We start from the raw sequence: 19,926 nt of genomic DNA, 5'->3' as shown, positions 1-19,926 counted from the left end.
TCGACGCATGAACTAGGAAGTTTAAATGTCACAATTAAAACCACAAGAAATTGTACGTTTAGGCGATATACAAATGGCAAATCATTTGCCATTTGTATTATTCGGCGGTATGAACGTATTAGAATCAAAAGACTTAGCCTTTGAAATTGCAGAAACCTATATCGATATCTGCAAACGTCTTGATATTCCTTATGTATTTAAAGCCAGCTTTGATAAAGCCAATCGTTCTAGCCTGCATTCATTTCGTGGTCCAGGGCTAGAGAAAGGTATTGAATGGTTAGGTGAAATTAAAAAACAGTTTAATGTGCCGATTATTACCGATGTGCATGAACCATATCAGGCTGCACCAGTTGCTGAAGTTGCTGATATTATCCAGTTGCCTGCATTTTTAAGTCGTCAAACTGATCTGGTTGAAGCGATGGCAAAAACTCAAGCCATTATTAATATTAAAAAAGCCCAGTTTCTTGCCCCACATGAAATGCGTCATATTTTGCATAAATGTCTTGAAGCAGGAAATGACAAGCTGATTTTGTGTGAACGTGGTTCAGCATTTGGTTATAACAATCTGGTTGTCGATATGTTGGGCTTTGACATCATGAAAGAGATGAATGTCCCTGTGTTTTTCGATGTCACCCACGCTTTGCAAACCCCAGGTGGTCGTTCTGATTCTGCGGGTGGTCGTCGTGCACAAATCACGACTTTAGCACGTGCAGGCATGGCAACAGGTTTGGCTGGTTTGTTTTTGGAAGCGCATCCTGATCCAGACGTTGCCAAATGTGATGGACCATCAGCTTTACGTTTATCGCAACTAGAGCCATTTTTAGCACAAATTAAAGAATTGGATACCTTAGTAAAAGGTTTCAAAAAATTAGACACCCACTAAGTTTTTTACATGTAGATCGATTGATGACAATCATATTTTTATTGTCGTTTAAGCTGTAAATCACTTATTTCATATTCATTTAACCGAGGAATTGTTCATGAGCCAAATCGTTGACATTCGTGCACGTGAAATTTTGGACTCTCGTGGTAACCCAACCATCGAGGCTGATGTCATTTTAGAATCTGGCGTTGTTGGCCGTGCATGTGCACCATCTGGTGCTTCAACTGGTTCTCGTGAAGCTTTAGAACTACGTGACGGTGATAAAGCACGTTATTTAGGCAAAGGCGTTAAAACTGCGGTGAATAACGTAAATACGATTATCCGTGACGCTTTAGTGGGTAAATCAGTATTTGAACAAAAAGACATCGATAACACGATGATCACGCTTGATGGTACTGAAAACAAAGAAAAATTAGGCGCTAACGCAACTTTAGCAGTTTCTTTGGCTGCTGCACGCGCGGCTGCTACTGAAAAGAAAATTCCTCTTTTCCAATATATCGCAGATTTACGTGGTCAAACTACTTTGACTATGCCTGTACCAATGATGAACATCATCAATGGTGGTTCACATGCAGACAACAACGTTGATATTCAAGAGTTTATGATTGAGCCAGTGGGTTTCACTTCATTTGCTGAAGCATTACGTGCGGGTGCTGAAATCTTTCATTCCTTAAAATCAGTTTTAAACAAAAAAGGTTTAAACACTGCTGTAGGTGATGAAGGTGGTTTTGCTCCGAACTTGCGTTCAAATGAAGAAGCCATCACGGTGATTCTTGAAGCAATTGGTCAAACGGGTTACAAAGCAGGTTCTGACATTATGCTTGCACTTGACTGTGCATCGTCTGAATTCTACAAAAATGGTCAATATATTCTTGCAGGGGAAGGCAATAAAGCATTCACAAGCAACCAGTTCTCTGACTATTTAGCAGGTCTTGTAAATCAATATCCAATTATCTCGATCGAAGATGGTTTAGATGAATCTGACTGGGAAGGTTGGAGCTATTTAACTTCGATTTTGGGTGATAAAATCCAATTGGTGGGTGACGATTTATTCGTTACAAATCCAAAGATTTTACAACGTGGTATTGATGAGAAAGTGGGTAATTCAATCCTGATCAAATATAACCAAATTGGTACTTTGACTGAAACTTTAGATGCGATCTATCTTGCTAAAGCGAATGGCTATAGCACCGTGATTTCACATCGTTCTGGTGAAACAGAAGATTCAACCATTGCTGATTTGGCAGTGGGTACCGCAGCTGGTCAAATCAAGACTGGTTCACTTTGCCGTTCTGACCGTGTAGCAAAATATAACCAATTACTTCGTATTGAAGAATTGACTCATGCTGCATATCGCGGTAAAGCTGAGTTCAAGGGTTTAAACTAATCTTTGGATGCTATGTTAGAAGTATTTAAATCGACTTCGAGCAAATTGATACTGTTACTCGCCATCGTTTTGGTGGCGTGTTTTCAGTACAGTTTCTGGTGGGGAGAAGGTGGTTACTTTGCTCACCAAACTTTACGTCAGCAAATTACACAACAAGCTGAAATAAACGAAGAATTGAAAGAAAGAAACCGTATTTTAGCGGCAGAAGTGTTTGATCTTAAAAATGGTAGTGAAGCCATTGAGGAACATGCGCGTTTGGATTTAGGTCTGATTAAGCCTCGTGAGACTTTTGTACAAATGAGTACCATCAGTACCCATTACAAACCGATTTATATTGATCCAAATGCCAAAGTCGACATGGAAACCAATGAAACCCCACCAAGTCCAGATGTCCCAGATTAAATTGTGGGCAGTGATTCCTGCTGCGGGTTCAGGAAGTCGTTTTTCTAAAACTGAGCTTAAACAATATCAAACGATTCAAGATCAAACGGTACTTGAGCATACGATTGATCGACTGAATGCATTACCTTTACAAGGCTATGTATTGGCGATTGGTGCACAAGATACGGTGGCTAAAAATTTAAATTTCGCTGCATCTGAAAAAGCACATTTTTGTCTGGGCGGTGCTGAGCGTGTGCATTCCGTTTTAAATGCTTTGCGTTATTTGGCTCAGATTGCATCGGATGATGATTATGTCTTGGTGCATGATGCTGCACGTCCATGTGTAAGTGCTGAAAATTTAAAAGAATTGGCAGATTACTGTGTTGAGCGTGATACTGCTGCTATCTTGGCAATTCCTGTACGTGACACTTTAAAGTTTGTGAGTGATCAACATATTCAAAACACGGTGAGTCGTGATCATTTATGGCAAGCCCAAACACCACAAATGGCGAAACTGGGTGTGCTTCGTGATGCCATTGAAAAAGCATTAAATGGTGGCATCAATATCACAGATGAAGCCAGTGCACTTGAGCATGCAGGTATTTCAGTCGATGTGGTACAAGGACGCTCAGATAATATCAAAATCACTTATACAGATGATTTAGAACTAGCACGTTTGATACTGGCATCACAACACGTCTTGTAAGCTATCTAAATAAGAAACTGAATTGTAATCATGATTGACAAGCGTTCACACAACACGGCTTGTCATCTGCTTTATTCAGAATTAATTTAAAAATATTCTATATTTAAACTTTAACCATTTTATTGCCTTTTACTTATTAAAATATAGAACAACTGATTCCATTCAATTGATAAAAAAGCAGGCCTTGTATGCATATTATCGTGTTAGGTGCAGGCGTTATTGGAACTACTTCCGCATATTATTTGAAACAGGCAGGGCATGAAGTCACCGTGATTGACCGACAGCCGGGCGTAGCTTTGGAAACCAGCTTTGCCAATGCAGGACAAATTTCACCAGGATATGCCTCACCGTGGGCTGCGCCGGGTGTGCCACTAAAAGCATTTAAATGGATGTTTCAGCATCATGCACCATTAACGATTAAAATCACAGGGGATATGTACCAGTATCACTGGATGGTACGGATGCTGGCGGAGTGTAATATCCATCGTTATCAAATTAATAAAGAACGCATGGTCAGAATTTCAGAATATAGCCGTGACTGTTTGGATGAGTTACGTCATGAAACAGGCATCCATTTTGATGAGCGCCAGTTGGGAACATTACAACTCTTTAGAAAACAACAGCAATTAGATTCGGCCGAAAAAGATACTCAAGTCCTGAAAGAAGAAGGTGTACCTTATCAATTGTTGGATAAACTGGGCGTGATTCAGGCTGAGCCTGCATTAGCCAAAGCAACCGTTGATTTTGTTGGTGGGTTGCGTTTACCTAATGATCAAACAGGTGATTGTCAAAAATTCACTGTAGAGCTGGCAGAACTTGCGCAAAAGCAAGGCGTACAGTTTTTGTTTAACCACAGCATAGATTATCTTGAAAAAGACGCTGATCAAATTAGTGCAGTTGTTTTGCAAAATGGTCAAAGAATCAAAGGCGATGCCTATGTGATGGCTCTCGGAAGTTATAGTCATGAAATGCTAAAACAGATTGGGATTTTTGCGCCTGTTTATCCACTTAAAGGCTATTCGATTACCACGCCCATCATTGATGCAGCTATGTCTCCAGTCTCGACCATTTTAGATGAGAGTTATAAAATCGCTTTAACCCGTTTTGACGATCGTATTCGCGTAGGTGGTATGGCAGAAATTAATGGTTTTGATCGTTCTTTGGATACTTCGCGTGAAGATACGCTCAAGATGGTTTTACATCAATTATTTCCGTATGCCAGTGATTTGGATCAGGCAAGTTTCTGGACAGGACTGCGACCTGCAACACCAGATGGCACACCCATTGTAGGCAAAACTAAATATTCCAATTTATTTACAAATACTGGGCACGGTACACTTGGCTGGACGATGTCTTGCGGTTCTGCCAAACTTTTAGCCGATTTGATCTCAAATCGAACGCCACAGATTCAGGCAGATGATTTAAGTATTGAACGTTATGAAAAACTTGCGCATATTTAGATCCTTTAAATTTTGGTCAGACAATCAAAAGTTCAAATCTTGATCTTGAGCTTTATGATCAATTTGGACCCGAGTTTTTACAACGTTAATCCAGCATCCATTTCATAAACTCGCGCTGATTTGGGGAAAAAAGCATGCGTGACTGTGTGATTCATCTAGCTAAAATAAGTTTTGTCATAGTGACAATGATAAGTTCAAGCTGTCAGTTGGTTCAATTACGTGAAAATCAACTGAGTCAGTCTTTAGATGATAAGATGACGAGTATATTAACTAGTCAGCATTTAAGTTCGGCAACGGCGAACATTATTTACTTGACGAATTTTAATCAAAAAAAATGTTTGGCGGAATTTGATCAGTGCTTAAAAGCAGTCGAGGGCATTCACTCGAATGATAAAGATGCCTACCATGCGGCGTTAAGTGAGCTTTATTTAGCAAAAGCGCTTGAATTAGAGTCGCAATGTCAGCTGACAAAAGCATCTCAATGTAGTGATCAAGAATTGCGCTATCTTGATCAAAGTTTAAGGCATAGCTATCATTATTTATTTGCATCTACAAACACACCTTCACATCGTGCTTTTGATTATCGTCAGAATCAGGTTCGTATTTTTTACAATGTTGCACTTTCAAGATTATTGTCTCGATATTCTGAGCTTCATCCACAAAGCTATATTCCTGATAGCATTTCGATTGCAGGTCACCAATACAAAATTGATACCTCACAGTTTCCACATCTAAAAGATCATCGTATTGCGAAACTAAAATCTAGCTATAATATGAATTTTTCAGGTTTTCATACCGTAAACCGTACAGATGGTTTAGGTGCGGAATTTGTGATTGAATTTGCAGAACATTATAAAAATAACGGTTTTATTTTAGATCCAGTTTCGTTTTATCAAAACTCACTTTCTCCTAATATTCATGCTCCCAAAGTATTGCCATTGAGCGCTTTGATGGTGCCTGAAGATGAACGTATTGCTTACGATACTCAAAATACTAACTTTAAAATTCGCTTGATCGATCCTTATCTCTATCATCAAGTAGAGGTGAATCAGGCAGATTATACGTTAACAGCAAATTATTCTGCGCCATTTGGCTATTGGCTCGCGCAAAATCATTTGGGTAAAGCAGGTTATTGGACATTACTTAATAAAGAAAATGACTTGTTAATGCCACATTTATATATGCTGGAACCATACAATCCAAATAAAAAAGTGATTGTTTTTATTCATGGTTTAGCCAGCAGTCCAGAGGCTTGGGTTTCTTTAACCAATGATATTATGGGCGATCAGGAGCTTCGTGATCACTATCAAGTCTGGCAGATTTTTTATTCAACCAATATGCCGATTTTTGAAAGTCGCTATCAAATTTATACCTTATTGACACAAGCCTTTCAAAATATTGAGATAAATAATCCTCCTGTACAACATGCTGTGCTGATCGGGCACAGTATGGGCGGCGTGATCAGTCGATTATTGGTGAGTAATCAAGATATTTCGGATGCCGCGATTGCCAAAATGTCCAAATCACAATCTGCTATGTTGAATCAGCATCCAGTGATTCGTGAGCGATTTGTCTTTAAAGCAATTCCAAACTTTTCTCGTGCGATTTTTATTGCGGCTCCACATCGTGGAACAAATTATGCAGATCGTTGGTTCACCCGTTTAGCACGGAATATCATCAAAATTCCCAACGAATTTTTTGAAAATGTACAATCGGATTCTTTACTGGATAAAACCAAAACAGTACGGCATCGAGGCTTAATTGAAAATGGAGCAAGTAATCTCAGTGAAAATTCAGATTTTATGCTTCTCACTCAAAATGTAATGCCTGCACAGTCAGTCAAGTATCATTCTATTATGGGTAATGTAGCGCATTCAGAATTACCTTCATTTATGAATGACGGCATCGTGCCGTATCGCAGTTCACATCTAGAAGGTGCTAGCTCAGAAAAAATTATTCGCGGTGATCATTATGTACAAATGACCACTTCTGCAATCAATGAAATGCGACGGATTTTATTACTGCATTTAGAGCAAGACTAAATTTTAAATATATGCAAGTGCTCGTTGAAAGGTTGCATCATCGATACACTTTTGACTAAATTGTTTAATCAATGACTGATCCACCGTTGAATCATTCACTGGATGATTCCATTTGTACATTTGTTCAAAGAGCCAGACAAAGTGTTCAATATTGGGTGAAGCTGAGTCCTCTACAAAATGTCGAATAATGGATTCAATGGCATAATACTGATGGACATGAACCTGTGGTGAACATTCAAAACGGATAATATTAAATTCGCTTAATAACTGCCAAACGGGTTCAAAATTTTCTAAAGTTTCCAACTCTTTTTGCGCTTTAATCACGGCGGCAGTCAGTGCTGTTAAGCTATTTGGATATTTAAGTGCCCATTCTTCAGTCACGGCTAAAACTTTATCAGCAATAGCAGGAATAATGTCGCGACTCGATGCGACAATTTGACTAACACCTTCTATTTCACCTTGTGTGTTCCAGGGTTCTCCAACGCAGAAACCTTCAATATGACCAGATGAAAGCGCTTCTACCAAATAAGGCGGTGGCAGCGTTTTCAACATAATATCATAAGCCAAGTTTTCATCAGCTAAAGCCAGCCATTCGCGTAGACAATAATGATGAATCGAGTGCTTAAATACATGTGCTAAGGCGACAGATTGTTGTTGATGTATATGCTTTACTAACTTTTTCGCCGTGATTTTGGCAGAATCAGTGCTCTGAATAGAAAGGGTATAACTTAAACTTTGACTTAAACTGATATATGCACGATTAATACTTAAAACCAAAGGCGTTTTGAGTGGTATGCCAATTTGGTCATCCGCAATTGCAGCGGCAGGCAACATGGCTGATAAACAATGTGCTGCATCCAATACCCCAAAAGCGAGACGATCCCGTAAACTCGCCCATGATGCTTCTTTGACCAGTGTCACGTCCAAGCCAAACTCTTCAAAAAAACCGCGTTGTTTGGCCCAAAGTAGTGCAATACAGTCCAAAAGAGGAATATAACCGAGCTGGATTTTAGTTTTTTCAAGCGGGTTCATTCAATCCTCCTTCAATGGGTGGTGAAGTAATTGTTGCGCATCAATCAAACGTCGTGCCATATCGCCCATCGTAATACGATGACTCATGGCATTTTTCCTGAGTAACTGAAAAGCAGTATCTTCAGCAAGATGATGTAATTGCATTAATAATACTTTAGCTTTTTCAATATCTTTGCGATCTGCTAATTTAAGTTTGGTTTCTTTAAGGTCACTTTCAAGCTGCTTATGTTTTTTATATTGTTCGATCGAAATTTCTAAAATAGTGTCTAAACGAGCAGGATCAATACCATCTACAATATATGCGGTTACACCTGCTGCAATCGCCTGTTTGATCGTATCTTTATGGGTATTTTTGGTAAATAGAACAGTAGGCAAATCAAAATGACTGACGCAACTCTCGATCAAATCACGATGTGGATGATCCATGTCTAGAAGAATCACATCGGCTTGTAATTGTTCAAGTTGGAAGTCGTTTAAGTGTTCAAGTGTTAAACAGGCAACCACATCAAAATCATGCGCACGTAAATTCTGCTGAACAAATTCAGCACGTTCAAAATCATCATCAATCAGTGCAATTTTTAGTTTTGACATAAGATATCGAATATGAAGATTGATCGCTTAACATATTGTAAGCGAAATAGATTAAAAAATTGTTAGCAAAATCGATGCCATACATAAAAAAAGCGATTTAAAAACAATTTTCTATAGTTTTTAAATCAGTTTGACCTTTTATAGCGCAAAACAGAATCATTTTGATGCAATAATCTGAGACACAATCTACTTAATGAAATTATTAAGCTTTTGAGTTTAACGTAATTCATAGTTTAAAAATTTAAATTTTATTTATATATTTCAAGTTCTTAAAACCATTTATACTTTTATTTTTAAAAATTGGCACAACACTTGCTATATCTTTAATGAGTCAAAGACGACTCAAATTGAAAATTTGTAAGACGGCCAACGACGTCCGTTCTGATCGATTGCCAATGCAGCATTAGCTGTACAGCCCATATTACGTTCAGTTCAGGAGAGAAGGCGATGTCTTCAAATTTAGATTTAACAGCAAAAAAAGCGACTAAAATAAACTTATTCAATTTTAGTGTTCCAGCGATGCGAGCCTTCCATATGAGTTGGCTCGCTTTTTTTGTCTGCTTTTTTGCGTGGTTCGCTTGCGCACCGCTTATGCCAGTCATTGCAGGTGAATTTCATCTGACTAAAGACCAGATTGCCAATATCAATATTGCCGCTGTCGCAATTACGATTTTAGTGCGCTTAATTGTGGGACCTTTATGTGATAAATACGGACCACGTAAAACCTATACCGCTTTGTTATTGATCGGCAGTATTCCTGTGTTTGGGGTTGCCGCATCCAATAGTTATGAATCCTTTTTATTCTTCCGCTTACTGATTGGTGCCATTGGCGCAAGTTTCGTCATCACTCAATACCATACCAGTATTATGTTTGCACCGAATGTTGTTGGTACGGCCAATGCGGCTTCTGCGGGTTGGGGAAATGCAGGCGGCGGTGCAACTCAAGCGATTATGCCATTACTGCTCTCGGCTTTAGTGATGTTCGGCGTCGAGCAAGCAATGGGCTGGAGAATTGCCCTGTTGGTACCTGGCATTATGATGGTGATCGTCGGTATTTTGTACTGGAAACTTACACAAGATGCACCCCAAGGTAATTTTGCCGAACTGCGTGCGCAAGGTGTTCAAATTGGAAGTGATAAAAAAGGCGGTGTGGCAATTTTGATGCATGCAGCACGTAACTATCGGGTCTGGATTTTATTTGGTGCCTACGCTGCTTGTTTCGGTATTGAAATTTTTATTCACAACATTATCGCGATGTATTACGTCAATAACTTTAGCTTTAGTCTAAAAGAGGCTGGTTTTGCCGCAGGGATCTTTGGTTTGCTGGCTTTGTTTGCACGTGCTTTGGGTGGGATTGTCTCAGACAAAGTTGCCCTTAGAAAAGGTCTGGATGGTCGTACTAAAGTGTTATTTGTGATGATTTTAGGTGAAGGGTTATTTCTGATTTTATTCTCTCAAATGAATAGCGCGATGCTGGCGATTATCGCGATGACAGTATTTGCTTTATTTACACATATGGCTTGTGGTGCAACTTATGCCTTAGTGCCGTTTATAGATCGTGACGCTTTAGGAGGCGTAGCTGGAATTATTGGTGCGGGTGGCAATGTGGGTGCGGTTGCAGCAGGTTTTCTACTTAAAGGAATGTTGGATATTCAAACCTGTTTGATGGTGCTGGGTGGCTTGGTGGTTATTGCCGCAGGGTTTGTAATGCTGATTCGTTTCTCGACTGAGCATAAGGTCAAAGAACAACGCCTATTTGAACAGGCTGTTCTTGAACGTAACAACCTTGCTTCTTAAAGCATTTCAAACAAATTTGACATCATTCTCAGGAGACAGCCCATGAAACTCGTTATGATTGGTCACGGTATGGTCGGCCACAAATTCATCGAAGCCATTTTAGAAAAAGCAGATGACGAATTAGAAATTACTATTCTTGCTGAAGAACCACGTATTGCCTATGACCGCGTACATTTGACTGAATACTTCTCAGGAAAATCAGCAAAGGATCTATCATTGGCACGTTTTGACTTTGCTGATGCACATGGTATCGATTTACGGCTCAATACTAAAGCTGTTGCTATTGATGCTGCTGAACAAACCATTACCACCAATTTGGGTGATGTGATTCACTACGATAAATTGGTTTTAGCAACTGGTTCTTATGCCTTTGTCCCGCCAATTTCGGGCAATGATCGTCAAAACTGTTTTGTTTATCGTACCATTGAAGATCTGGATGCAATCCGAGCTGCAAGCTTAAATGCCAAATCAGGCGTGGTGATCGGTGGTGGTTTGCTGGGTTTAGAAGCTGCCAAAGCCTTACGAGATTTAAACTTGGAAACCCATGTGGTCGAATTTGCACCGCGTTTGATGGCGGTACAAATTGATGACTTAGGTGGCAAGGTTCTACGTCATAAGATTGAAAATCTGGGGGTAAAAGTTCATACCCAAAAAGCCACTCAATGTATTGAAGATGGCTCAACACATCATCACATCATGAAGTTTGCCGATGGTAGCGAACTTGAAACCGATATTATTTTATTTTCTGCGGGGATTCGTCCGCGTGATGAACTGGCGCGTTTAAGTGGATTGGCGATTGGCGAACGTGGCGGGATTAAAATCAATGATTATTGCCAAACCTCAGATGACAATATTTATGCGATTGGTGAATGTGCGCTTTGGGACAATAAAATCTTTGGTCTAGTTGCACCGGGCTATGACATGGCACGCATTGCAGCAAAACATATTCTGGCGGAAGAAACTCATTGCTTTGCTGGTGCAGATATGAGCACCAAGTTGAAGTTGATGGGCGTCGATGTGGCATCGGTGGGTGATGCACATGGCATGACGCCTAATTCACTCAGCTATTTTTATGCTGACGAAGATGCCTTGATTTATAAAAAAATCGTGGTTGATGCAGATAAAAGCAAATTGTTGGGTGCGGTCTTAGTTGGTGACGCCAAAGAATACAATGATCTGCTGCAAATGATGCTGAATGGTTTAACACTTCCAGAAATGCCTGAAAGTTTGATCATGCCGGGTTTTGCCGATTCAGGTGCAAAAGCAGGTGGAAGTGGTGTGGATTTATTGCCTGATAGCGCCACCATCTGTTCATGTAACAATGTCTCTAAAGCTGATATTTGTCAGGCAATTGCTGTCGGTTCAACCTCTTTGGGTGCTTTGAAAAAATGTACCAAAGCTGCAACGGCTTGTGGGGGATGTGCGCCACTGGTCACACAAGTGTTAAAGTCTGAGTTACAACGTCAAGGTGTAACCGTCAATAACCACATTTGTGAACATTTTCCATACTCGCGCCAAGAGTTATATCACTTGGTTCGTGTCAATGAAATTAAAACCTTTGATGATCTCATTCAACAACATGGTCATGGTTTAGGCTGTGATATTTGTAAACCAACGGCTGCAAATATTTTAGCATCGTGCTGGAATGACTTTGTACTAAAACCAAGTCATGCAGGTCTACAGGACAGTAATGATTACTACTTGGGTAATATACAAAAAGATGGCTCTTATTCTGTCGTACCACGTATGGCAGGCGGTGAAGTCACACCAGATGGTTTAATCGCCGTCGGTCAAATCGCCAAAAAATACAACCTGTATACCAAAATCACAGGCGGTCAACGTGTTGATTTATTTGGTGCGCAAATTCATCAATTACCGTTTATTTGGGAAGAACTCAATGCCGCAGGTTTTGAGTCAGGTCATGCTTACGGCAAATCATTACGTACCGTGAAATCATGTGTGGGTAGTACATGGTGTCGTTATGGTGTGGATGATTCTGTGGGTTTGGCGATTGAACTGGAAAATCGTTATAAAGGCTTACGTTCACCACATAAGCTAAAAATGGCAGTTTCAGGTTGTACCCGCGAATGTGCTGAGGCGCAGGGCAAAGATGTGGGGGTGATTGCCACAGAAAAAGGCTGGAATCTGTATGTGTGTGGGAATGGTGGGATGAAACCGCGCCATGCCGAATTATTGGCTTCTGATCTTGATACCGAAACCCTGATTCGTTATATCGACCGTTTCTTTATGTTCTACATCCAAACCGCAGATCGTTTACAACGCACCAGCGTGTGGCGTGACAATATGGAAGGTGGTCTGGATTATCTCAAATCGGTCATCGTCAATGATTCATTAGGATTGGCTGAAGAGCTTGAACGCCGTATGAGCCACGTCGTAGGAACTTATCAGGATGAATGGCGTACCGCAGTTGAAGATCCTGAAATCCGTAAACGCTTCCAAACTTATATTAATGCTAGTGCAGATCAACAAGCTGATCCACATATTCAATTTACTAACGTTCGCGATCAGATTCGCCCTTTGAATGATGCAGAGCGTTCAGAAGATCGTATTCCAATGGTTGAAGCATAAGGAGAATAGAAATGACAAATCTAAAAGACATGAATATGCTTCCAGAAAATCAATGGGTCGATGTATGCAATCTGGATGACATTACACCTAATACAGGGGTAGGTGCCCTTGTTGAAGGTCAATCGGTAGCGCTATTTCGTGTAGGTCATGAAAAGCGGATCTATGCACTCAGCAACAAAGACCCATTCAGCCAAGCCAATGTCATGTGTCGTGGCATTATTGGTGACATACAAGGTGAGCGGGTGATTGCATCGCCGATTTACAAACAACATTTTAGTTTAGCGACAGGACGCTGTCTGGAAGATAAAGACCAGAAACTTCTGGTTTTTCCAACCAAAATTGAAAATGGTCGGGTTTGGGTCGGCACAGTTCCACAAAAAACCTATATTACCAATAACGGTATTTCTCAAGACAAACTGAAATTGGTATTGATTGGGAATGGTTTAGCAGGAATGCGTTGTCTTGAAGATTTATTGGACATGGCACCAGAGCGTTATGAAGTGACCGTGATTGGTGAAGAACCATGGGGAAATTATAACCGTATTATGCTATCGCCTGTGTTATCAGGTGAGAAAACTATCGAAGATATTATGCTTCATCCACATGCATGGTATAGCGATAAGGGCATTAAATTTATTGCTCAGGATCCTGCGGTCAAGATTGATCGTACCCGAAAAGTCGTCCACACTGAGAAAGGTGAGCGTATTGATTATGATCGCTTGATCATTGCCACAGGTTCGAAACCTTTTATTCCGCCTGTTCAAGGGGCAGATTTAAACGGTGTGATCAGCTTCCGTGATATTTATGATGTAAATACCATGGTTAAATATTGTGAAACCAAGAAAAATGCAGTGGTGATTGGTGGTGGACTGTTAGGGCTTGAAGCCGCTTATGGTTTGAAACAACGTGGCATGAATGTGACCGTATTACATTTGATGGATCGAATTATGGATCGTCAATTGGATAAACGTGCTAGTGAAATGTTACGTCATAGCATCGAACAAAAAGGGATCCAGATCATCACAGAAGCCAACACGGAAGCTTTACTTGGCAAGGATGGTCATGTCAATCAGGTTCGCTTAAAAGACGGAACAATTCTTGATGCAGATTTGGTGATTTTTGCGGTGGGAATTCGCCCGAATATCGCTTTGGCGCAAAGTGCGGGACTACGTTGTCATCGCGGAATCTTAGTCAATGACACCATGCAAACCTTTGACCCAAGTATTTATGCGGTAGGTGAATGTATCGAGCATCGTGGTCAAACTTTTGGTTTGGAGGAACCACTTTGGGGACAAGCATTTATTTGTGCAACTCATTTGGCTGAACATGGCAGCCTAACGTTTAAATCGCCAACTGTTCCCACTCAATTAAAAGTCAGTGGTGTGGATGTGTTCTCGGCAGGTCGTATTGATTTAGAACAGAGCGATGCATCTGCAATAAGCAAGGAAGATTATGAAGACATCATTTTGAATGATGATAAACGTCAAATTTATAAGCGTATCATCATCCAAAAAGACAAGGTAATTGGAGCAGTTCTGTTTGGTGACACCGAAGATGGCATGTGGTATGCCGAGCTCATTGCAGATCAAACACCTGTTTCTACCTTTAGAAACAAGCTGTTATTTGGTAAGGATTTTGCAATGAAAAAGGTGAGTTGATTCAACTTGGCTTAGGATCAATGGCTTCTAAGCCAAAATTAGTGTGTATGTGGTATAGGTAAATTGGGTAAAAGGAGCAGTCATGAACAGTATTCAAAATTTAGAACACAGTCGCTCCGATCAAGCAGAAATTATTATTACAAAAACAACATGTCCCTATTGCGGTGTTGGCTGCGGTGTAGATGTCAATGTCCAACATAAAGCGCACGGCACTATGGTAAAAGTGGCAGGTGATATCGATCACCCTTCAAATTTTGGACGTCTTTGCATTAAAGGCAGCAATCTGGCCGACACATTGGGTTTAGAAACTCGTGTATTGGAGCCTATGTTGGGTCGTAAAGATCATCGTCAAGTCACGCCATGGGAGGCCGCAATTGAGAAAATCGCCACACAGTTCCAACACTGTATAGATCAATATGGGCGTGACAGTATTGCCTTCTATGTCTCAGGGCAGTTACTGACAGAAGATTATTATGTGGTGAATAAATTCGTTAAAGGCTATTTAGGCACCGCCAATATTGATACCAATTCGCGCTTATGCATGTCATCTGCGGTTGCGGCACATAAACGTGCTTTTGGTGAAGATATCGTTCCCGCCAGTTATGAAGACTTTGAACATACCGATATGGTGGTTTTAGTCGGTTCCAATACTGCATGGTGTCATCCCGTACTGTATCAACGTATCATGCAAGCGAAAAGTCAAAATCCAGATTTATTTGTAGTAGTGGTCGATCCACGTTTTACCAGTACCTGTGAGCAAGCGGATTTACACTTGCCGATTTTACCTGGTCAGGATGTAGCGTTATTTAATGGTTTATTTCAGCATTTATATCAAAATAATCATGTTGATCATCAATTTGTTGAAAAACATACCGAAGGTTTGGAAGCACTGTTAGCTGCCAGTGAAAGCGAACAAGATATTCATGAACTAGTAAAACGTACAGGAATTTCAGCAGAAAAATTACAATTATTTTTTGATAAGTTTGCCCAGACTGAAAAAGTCATGACGCTATTTTCAATGGGTGTCAATCAATCTTCTCAAGGGGTGAATAAAGCCAATAGCATTATCAATTGTCATTTACTCACTGGAAAAATTGGAAAATTAGGTGCAGCGCCGTTTTCAATGACAGGTCAACCCAATGCCATGGGCGGGCGTGAAGTGGGTGGTCTTGCAAATATGTTGGCGGCACATCTGGATATTGATAATCCATCACATCAACATCTGGTACAAAGTTTTTGGAAGAGTCCAACCATTGCAACACAAACGGGTTTAAAAGCAGTTGATTTATTTCAGGCCATAGAAAGTGGAAAAATTAAAGCCGTCTGGATTATGGCAACCAATCCTGTCGTAAGTTTACCTGATGCAGAGCAAGTTAAACGTGCATTAGAAAAATGTGAGTTTGTGGTGATTTCTGATATTTGTGCCGAAACCGATACCACAGCATATGCAGATGTTTTGCTTCCTGCTTTAGGATGGGGCGAAAAAGATGGCACTGTCACCAATTCTGAACGCCGTATTTCACGGCAACGCGCATTTTTAGATTCACCTAAACAAGCCAAAGCGGATTGGTGGGCAGTTTGTGAAGTTGCAAAAAAACTTGGTTTTTCAGGTTTTGATTTTAACAATACCTGTGACATTTTTAATGAGCATGCTGCTTTATCAGCTTATCAAAATGCCAGTATCGAACAACGTGACCAAGTTGAACATTTTCGTTATTTCAACTTAAAAGGTTTGATGAATTTAAGCGTAGAGGAATATCACCAACTGCCACCCACACAATGGCCTGTTTGGGAGAAAAGTCAACGTATTGCGGTTGAGCAATTATTTGATCGAGGTGATTTTAGCCATAAAAACAAAAAAGCCAAACTGATCGCAACCCTTGCTATTGATCCTGTCCATACGATTTCAGAAGATTATCCTTTAATTTTGAATACAGGACGTATTCGTGATCAATGGCATACCATGACCCGCACAGGTTTATCTGCCAATCTCACCACGCACCGTGCTGAACCATTTTGTGAAATACATCCCAATGACGCCCTAAAATTTGGTATTCAAGATAAAGCCTTAGTTGAAGTCCGTTCAGAATGGGGCAGTTGCGTATTGCGTGTAACACTTGATCAAGGTGTACGCCGTGGTCAAATTTTTGCACCGATTCATTGGACAGAACAAGTGGCTTCAGATGCCCGTATTGGTAAAGTCGTCAATCCAGTGGTCGATGCAATCTCTGGTGAGCCTGAATTTAAACATACCCCAGTTGCAATTCAAACATTTCATACCACTTGGCAGGGCGTGTTATACGTCCGTGAAGGTGTTGAGCAACATATTCAGACTTCTTTACAACAATGCGCGTGGTGGGCAAAAATTAAAACGGCAAAAGCCTTTCGTTATGAAATCGCGGCTCGTCAAAGTTTTGATCAAACGCAAAATAATTTAAAAAACTTTTTACCGTTCATTGATGAAACATATGAATGGTTAAGCCTTGAAGATCGATCATCACAACTTAGTCATAGTGTTATTTTGCAAGATGGCATCTTAATTGCTAGTTTATATATCGCACCAGCAGATTTGTTACCTGATCGGGATTGGGTGGCAGGTTTGTTTAAGCGTGAGCGTTTGAGTGCATTACACCGTAAGGCTTTATTGGCGGGTACGCCAATTTCAGTTACAAATAGCGATGGACCATTGGTATGTAGTTGCTTTAAAGTCGGTAAAAACAAGATTATTGAAGCCATTAAAACGCAAAATATTACTCATGAAAAACAAGTCACCGCCTGCTTAAAAGCGGGTGGAAACTGTGGTTCATGTTTACCTGAAATTCGTGGTTTGATTAAAAGTTGTCAGCAGGAGGCTGAAATATGAAAAAATATCCTCTTACAGACTTGGTCATTTTGGCGGGTGGTCAGGCAAGACGCATGAATGGTGTCAATAAGTTATTGCAAACTTTTGATGATCAAATGCAGCTTTTAAAACTCTACAACACGTTTAAAGATCAGGTGGGCGAAGTTTGGATTAACAGCCACCGAGATACTCGACTATATCAGCAGATTATTCCAAATATTCAATGCTATGCAGATGATCAGGCCGGTTTTTTAGGACCATTAATGGGAATGAAAAGTGCGTGGTCGCATGTACAGGCGAATTATGTATTGTTTATTCCTTGCGATGTAACTTATATTCCCACTAAAGTGCTGCAAACACTGCATGATACCTTACTTCAGGATCAACATGCCTTGATGTCTTATGTGAATATCAATGGAGATGCGCTTTATCCGTTTTGTTTGATGAAACGAAAAAGTTGCACAGTTCTGCAACAGCATTTACTTGAAAATCAACTGAGTTTAAATAAATGTCGAAAAGATTTACACGCGCAGGTTGCATATTTCCGTAAACATCGATTATTTTTTCATAGTATTAATTCATTGGATGAATTACAGCAATATAAGCAATTGAATTATCTGGCATAACAATGGAATACTTTATTACTTATAGCGGTTTAAGTGACACAAAGTATAAACCCGATTTGTTAATTAATCATGAGATAATCAATGTGTTCACACGATGACAAGAGTATAAATACATGAATGGAATCGTTTCGTTAAACCCATCGATTTTTCAGGATCAATATGGGCGCAATAAACGGAAACTTCGAATTTCCGTTACGGATCGTTGCAATTTCAAATGTATGTATTGTATGCCAGAACATCCAGAGTGGATGAAAAAACAAGATTTACTGAGTTTCGAAGCACTTTATCAATTCTGTGATTTTATGGTGCAAAACGGAATCGAAAAAATCCGTATCACAGGGGGAGAACCCCTTATGCGTTTAGGGGTGGTTCACTTTATCCGTGATTTGCAAAAGCTCAGAGTTAAAGGTTTAAAACGAATTTCAATCACGACCAATGCGCACTATCTGAAAAAATATGCACATGAATTAAAACTTGCAGGTCTGGATGATCTCAATATCAGTCTGGACAGTCTTGATCCTGAACAATTCTTATTTTTAACCAAGAAAAAATTAAAACCCGTATTGGATGGAATTGCCGCGGTACAAGACGTAGGTTTACCATTTAAAATTAATACTGTGTTGATGAAAGGTAAAAATGATGACCAGATTTTACCGATGGTCAACTGGGCAAAACAGCATAAGATTCCACTTCGATTTATTGAGTTTATGCCGTTAGATGGTGATCAACACTGGACACAAGCCGATGTGGTTACTGAACAGGATATTCTTAATACCTTATCCAGTCAGTTTCAAATTCAAGAATTACAACAAGAACATGAACCCGCCCGATTATATCGCCTAGATGATGAATATGATGTCGGAATTATTTCCACGATTAGCCATTCTTTTTGTGGTGAATGTGATCGTATCCGTCTAACGGCTCAAGGGGAGCTGTATAACTGCTTATTTGCAAGGCAGGGTCTTATGCTTAAACCCTTACTGGATCAATTGGTCACTGAAAAGGATGAAGTGATCAGGCAGGTAGCGAATCAAGCGTTGTATCAGCAAACTTCAACTTATATCTGGCATAAAGCCAAAGGTTTTCATAGCCTCAACCAGCAAACACAAAATCAACAACCCCGCAAAATTAGTATGCACATGTTAGGAGGATAACCATGTCGGGTATTCAGGTCACAATTGACGCTTATGGTGCGATTGAGCGCCAACTTCCTCCGCAATTAGTATTGGATTATCCAACTGAAATTTTGGTCGGTGATGTGCTAGATCAAATCAGCCAGCAATATCCACAAGCAGAAAAGGCTTTGGAACGATGTGCCTGTGCAATTGGTGAGGATATTATTCCGCGTCAAACCACGTTAAAACATGATTGTACGTTAGTGCTTTTATCACCTGTGGCTGGAGGTTGAGATGAAAGAGTTTCAGCGGGTACAGTCACAAGATTTAAGTTTAGACAATTTTGATTCGATTAGCGAGTTTCCTGAATGTGGCGGAATTGGGATTTTTCAGGGAACTGTGCGTAATCATCATGAAGGGCGAGCAGTAACTGCCTTAAAATATACATCTTATACACCAGTTGCGGAAAAGATGATCCGTCAGATTGAGCAGGATATTATCCAAAAATACGGGGTGGCTTATGTGAGAGTCATTCACCGAATTGGTACTTTGGGTATTGGAGGAACAGCCATTATTGCAGTGGCCTACGCAGCACATCGCCGTGAAGCCTTTCAAGCCTGTGAAGAAGCCGTAGAGCGAGTCAAACATGAAGTCCCCATCTGGAAGGAAGAGTTTTATACAGATGGGAGCAGTCAATTTGTAGAAGGGTGTTGTATTCGTAAAGATCATGACTCAATCGAGCATAATCATACCCATTCAGCGCATCATAAACATCATCAGCATTCACATTGACAACATTAGCATTAACGTTATTTAC

Annotated in this window: 16 protein-coding genes; 14 read left to right on the top strand and 2 right to left on the bottom strand. The window is 40.2% G+C overall.

Going from position 1 to position 19,926, the window contains the following annotated elements; genetic code table 11:
* The first annotated feature begins 25 nt into the window (after positions 1 to 25).
* The 6 genes from kdsA (at position 26) to I6L31_RS03205 (ending at position 6,859) form a co-directional block, all read left to right on the top strand.
* Complete coding sequence (kdsA, locus tag I6L31_RS03230) at positions 26 to 883, top strand: 3-deoxy-8-phosphooctulonate synthase (RefSeq protein ID WP_005004502.1); 858 nt, start codon at positions 26 to 28, stop codon at positions 881 to 883.
* Positions 884 to 980: 97 nt separating this feature from the next.
* Positions 981 to 2,270: a phosphopyruvate hydratase gene (gene eno / locus I6L31_RS03225; RefSeq protein WP_004987883.1), complete on the top strand. Its 1,290-nt coding sequence runs from the start codon at positions 981 to 983 to the stop codon at positions 2,268 to 2,270.
* A gap of 12 nt (positions 2,271 to 2,282) precedes the next feature.
* Complete coding sequence (ftsB, locus tag I6L31_RS03220; RefSeq protein ID WP_005004500.1) at positions 2,283 to 2,672, top strand: cell division protein FtsB; 390 nt, start codon at positions 2,283 to 2,285, stop codon at positions 2,670 to 2,672.
* Complete coding sequence (gene ispD, locus I6L31_RS03215; protein WP_005004499.1) at positions 2,638 to 3,357, top strand: 2-C-methyl-D-erythritol 4-phosphate cytidylyltransferase; 720 nt, start codon at positions 2,638 to 2,640, stop codon at positions 3,355 to 3,357. Before ftsB ends, ispD begins: the two co-directional genes overlap by 35 nt.
* A 188-nt stretch (positions 3,358 to 3,545) precedes the next feature.
* On the top strand, positions 3,546 to 4,817 hold the full coding sequence (locus tag I6L31_RS03210) for a D-amino acid dehydrogenase (protein WP_005004494.1): 1,272 nt from the start codon (positions 3,546 to 3,548) through the stop codon (positions 4,815 to 4,817).
* Between the two features lie 134 nt (positions 4,818 to 4,951).
* Positions 4,952 to 6,859, top strand: a complete 1,908-nt coding sequence (locus I6L31_RS03205) for an esterase/lipase family protein (RefSeq protein ID WP_005004493.1) — start codon at positions 4,952 to 4,954, stop codon at positions 6,857 to 6,859.
* Between the two features lie 3 nt (positions 6,860 to 6,862).
* On the opposite strand, the gene I6L31_RS03200 is transcribed toward I6L31_RS03205, so the two are convergent.
* A complete protein-coding gene (locus I6L31_RS03200; RefSeq protein ID WP_005004491.1) occupies positions 6,863 to 7,891 on the bottom strand; it encodes an ABC transporter substrate-binding protein in 1,029 nt (342 codons plus the stop codon).
* Positions 7,892 to 8,482: an ANTAR domain-containing response regulator gene (locus I6L31_RS03195; RefSeq protein ID WP_004987864.1), complete on the bottom strand. Its 591-nt coding sequence runs from the start codon at positions 8,480 to 8,482 to the stop codon at positions 7,892 to 7,894.
* A gap of 447 nt (positions 8,483 to 8,929) precedes the next feature.
* On the opposite strand from I6L31_RS03195, the gene I6L31_RS03190 reads away from it, so the two are divergent.
* The 8 genes from I6L31_RS03190 to I6L31_RS03155 all read left to right on the top strand — a co-directional run bounded on the left by I6L31_RS03190 (position 8,930) and on the right by I6L31_RS03155 (position 19,901).
* Complete coding sequence (locus tag I6L31_RS03190; RefSeq protein WP_004987861.1) at positions 8,930 to 10,279, top strand: MFS transporter; 1,350 nt, start codon at positions 8,930 to 8,932, stop codon at positions 10,277 to 10,279.
* A 42-nt stretch (positions 10,280 to 10,321) separates the two neighbouring features.
* Positions 10,322 to 12,868 (top strand): nitrite reductase large subunit NirB, encoded by a 2,547-nt coding sequence (nirB, locus tag I6L31_RS03185; protein ID WP_005004489.1) that lies wholly within the window; start codon positions 10,322 to 10,324, stop codon positions 12,866 to 12,868.
* 11 nt (positions 12,869 to 12,879) lie between these two features.
* Positions 12,880 to 14,526, top strand: a complete 1,647-nt coding sequence (nirD, locus tag I6L31_RS03180) for a nitrite reductase small subunit NirD (RefSeq protein ID WP_005004487.1) — start codon at positions 12,880 to 12,882, stop codon at positions 14,524 to 14,526.
* An 82-nt stretch (positions 14,527 to 14,608) separates the two neighbouring features.
* A complete protein-coding gene (locus I6L31_RS03175; RefSeq protein ID WP_005004486.1) occupies positions 14,609 to 17,389 on the top strand; it encodes a nitrate reductase in 2,781 nt (926 codons plus the stop codon).
* On the top strand, positions 17,386 to 17,994 hold the full coding sequence (gene mobA, locus I6L31_RS03170; protein WP_005004484.1) for a molybdenum cofactor guanylyltransferase: 609 nt from the start codon (positions 17,386 to 17,388) through the stop codon (positions 17,992 to 17,994). The genes I6L31_RS03175 and mobA overlap by 4 nt, the downstream gene beginning before the upstream one ends.
* Positions 17,995 to 18,107: 113 nt before the next feature.
* Complete coding sequence (gene moaA, locus I6L31_RS03165) at positions 18,108 to 19,148, top strand: GTP 3',8-cyclase MoaA (protein WP_005004483.1); 1,041 nt, start codon at positions 18,108 to 18,110, stop codon at positions 19,146 to 19,148.
* A gap of 2 nt (positions 19,149 to 19,150) precedes the next feature.
* Positions 19,151 to 19,402, top strand: a complete 252-nt coding sequence (locus I6L31_RS03160) for a MoaD/ThiS family protein (protein ID WP_004987846.1) — start codon at positions 19,151 to 19,153, stop codon at positions 19,400 to 19,402.
* Position 19,403: 1 nt separating this feature from the next.
* Complete coding sequence (locus tag I6L31_RS03155; RefSeq protein ID WP_005004482.1) at positions 19,404 to 19,901, top strand: molybdenum cofactor biosynthesis protein MoaE; 498 nt, start codon at positions 19,404 to 19,406, stop codon at positions 19,899 to 19,901.
* Positions 19,902 to 19,926: the final 25 nt, after the last annotated feature.

The sequence above is a fragment of the Acinetobacter septicus genome (genome assembly GCF_019355975.1).
In the GTDB taxonomy this organism is placed as follows: Bacteria; Pseudomonadota; Gammaproteobacteria; order Pseudomonadales; family Moraxellaceae; genus Acinetobacter; species Acinetobacter ursingii.
This window is presented reverse-complemented; position numbering and strand designations above follow the sequence as displayed.

Bases quoted from the DNA above. Each gene is read 5' to 3' on its own strand.
- moaA (WP_005004483.1), top strand. From the start codon at position 18,108: ATGAATGGAATCGTTTCGTTAAACCCATCGATTTTTCAGGATCAATAT.
- ispD (WP_005004499.1), top strand. From the start codon at position 2,638: ATGAAACCCCACCAAGTCCAGATGTCCCAGATTAAATTGTGGGCAGTG.
- nirD (WP_005004487.1), top strand. From the start codon at position 12,880: ATGACAAATCTAAAAGACATGAATATGCTTCCAGAAAATCAATGGGTC.
- I6L31_RS03210 (WP_005004494.1), top strand. From the start codon at position 3,546: ATGCATATTATCGTGTTAGGTGCAGGCGTTATTGGAACTACTTCCGCA.
- eno (WP_004987883.1), top strand. From the start codon at position 981: ATGAGCCAAATCGTTGACATTCGTGCACGTGAAATTTTGGACTCTCGT.
- I6L31_RS03195 (WP_004987864.1), bottom strand. From the start codon at position 8,482: ATGTCAAAACTAAAAATTGCACTGATTGATGATGATTTTGAACGTGCT.
- I6L31_RS03205 (WP_005004493.1), top strand. From the start codon at position 4,952: ATGCGTGACTGTGTGATTCATCTAGCTAAAATAAGTTTTGTCATAGTG.
- nirB (WP_005004489.1), top strand. From the start codon at position 10,322: ATGAAACTCGTTATGATTGGTCACGGTATGGTCGGCCACAAATTCATC.
- I6L31_RS03155 (WP_005004482.1), top strand. From the start codon at position 19,404: ATGAAAGAGTTTCAGCGGGTACAGTCACAAGATTTAAGTTTAGACAAT.
- I6L31_RS03175 (WP_005004486.1), top strand. From the start codon at position 14,609: ATGAACAGTATTCAAAATTTAGAACACAGTCGCTCCGATCAAGCAGAA.
- mobA (WP_005004484.1), top strand. From the start codon at position 17,386: ATGAAAAAATATCCTCTTACAGACTTGGTCATTTTGGCGGGTGGTCAG.
- kdsA (WP_005004502.1), top strand. From the start codon at position 26: ATGTCACAATTAAAACCACAAGAAATTGTACGTTTAGGCGATATACAA.
- I6L31_RS03200 (WP_005004491.1), bottom strand. From the start codon at position 7,891: ATGAACCCGCTTGAAAAAACTAAAATCCAGCTCGGTTATATTCCTCTT.
- I6L31_RS03190 (WP_004987861.1), top strand. From the start codon at position 8,930: ATGTCTTCAAATTTAGATTTAACAGCAAAAAAAGCGACTAAAATAAAC.
- ftsB (WP_005004500.1), top strand. From the start codon at position 2,283: ATGTTAGAAGTATTTAAATCGACTTCGAGCAAATTGATACTGTTACTC.
- I6L31_RS03160 (WP_004987846.1), top strand. From the start codon at position 19,151: ATGTCGGGTATTCAGGTCACAATTGACGCTTATGGTGCGATTGAGCGC.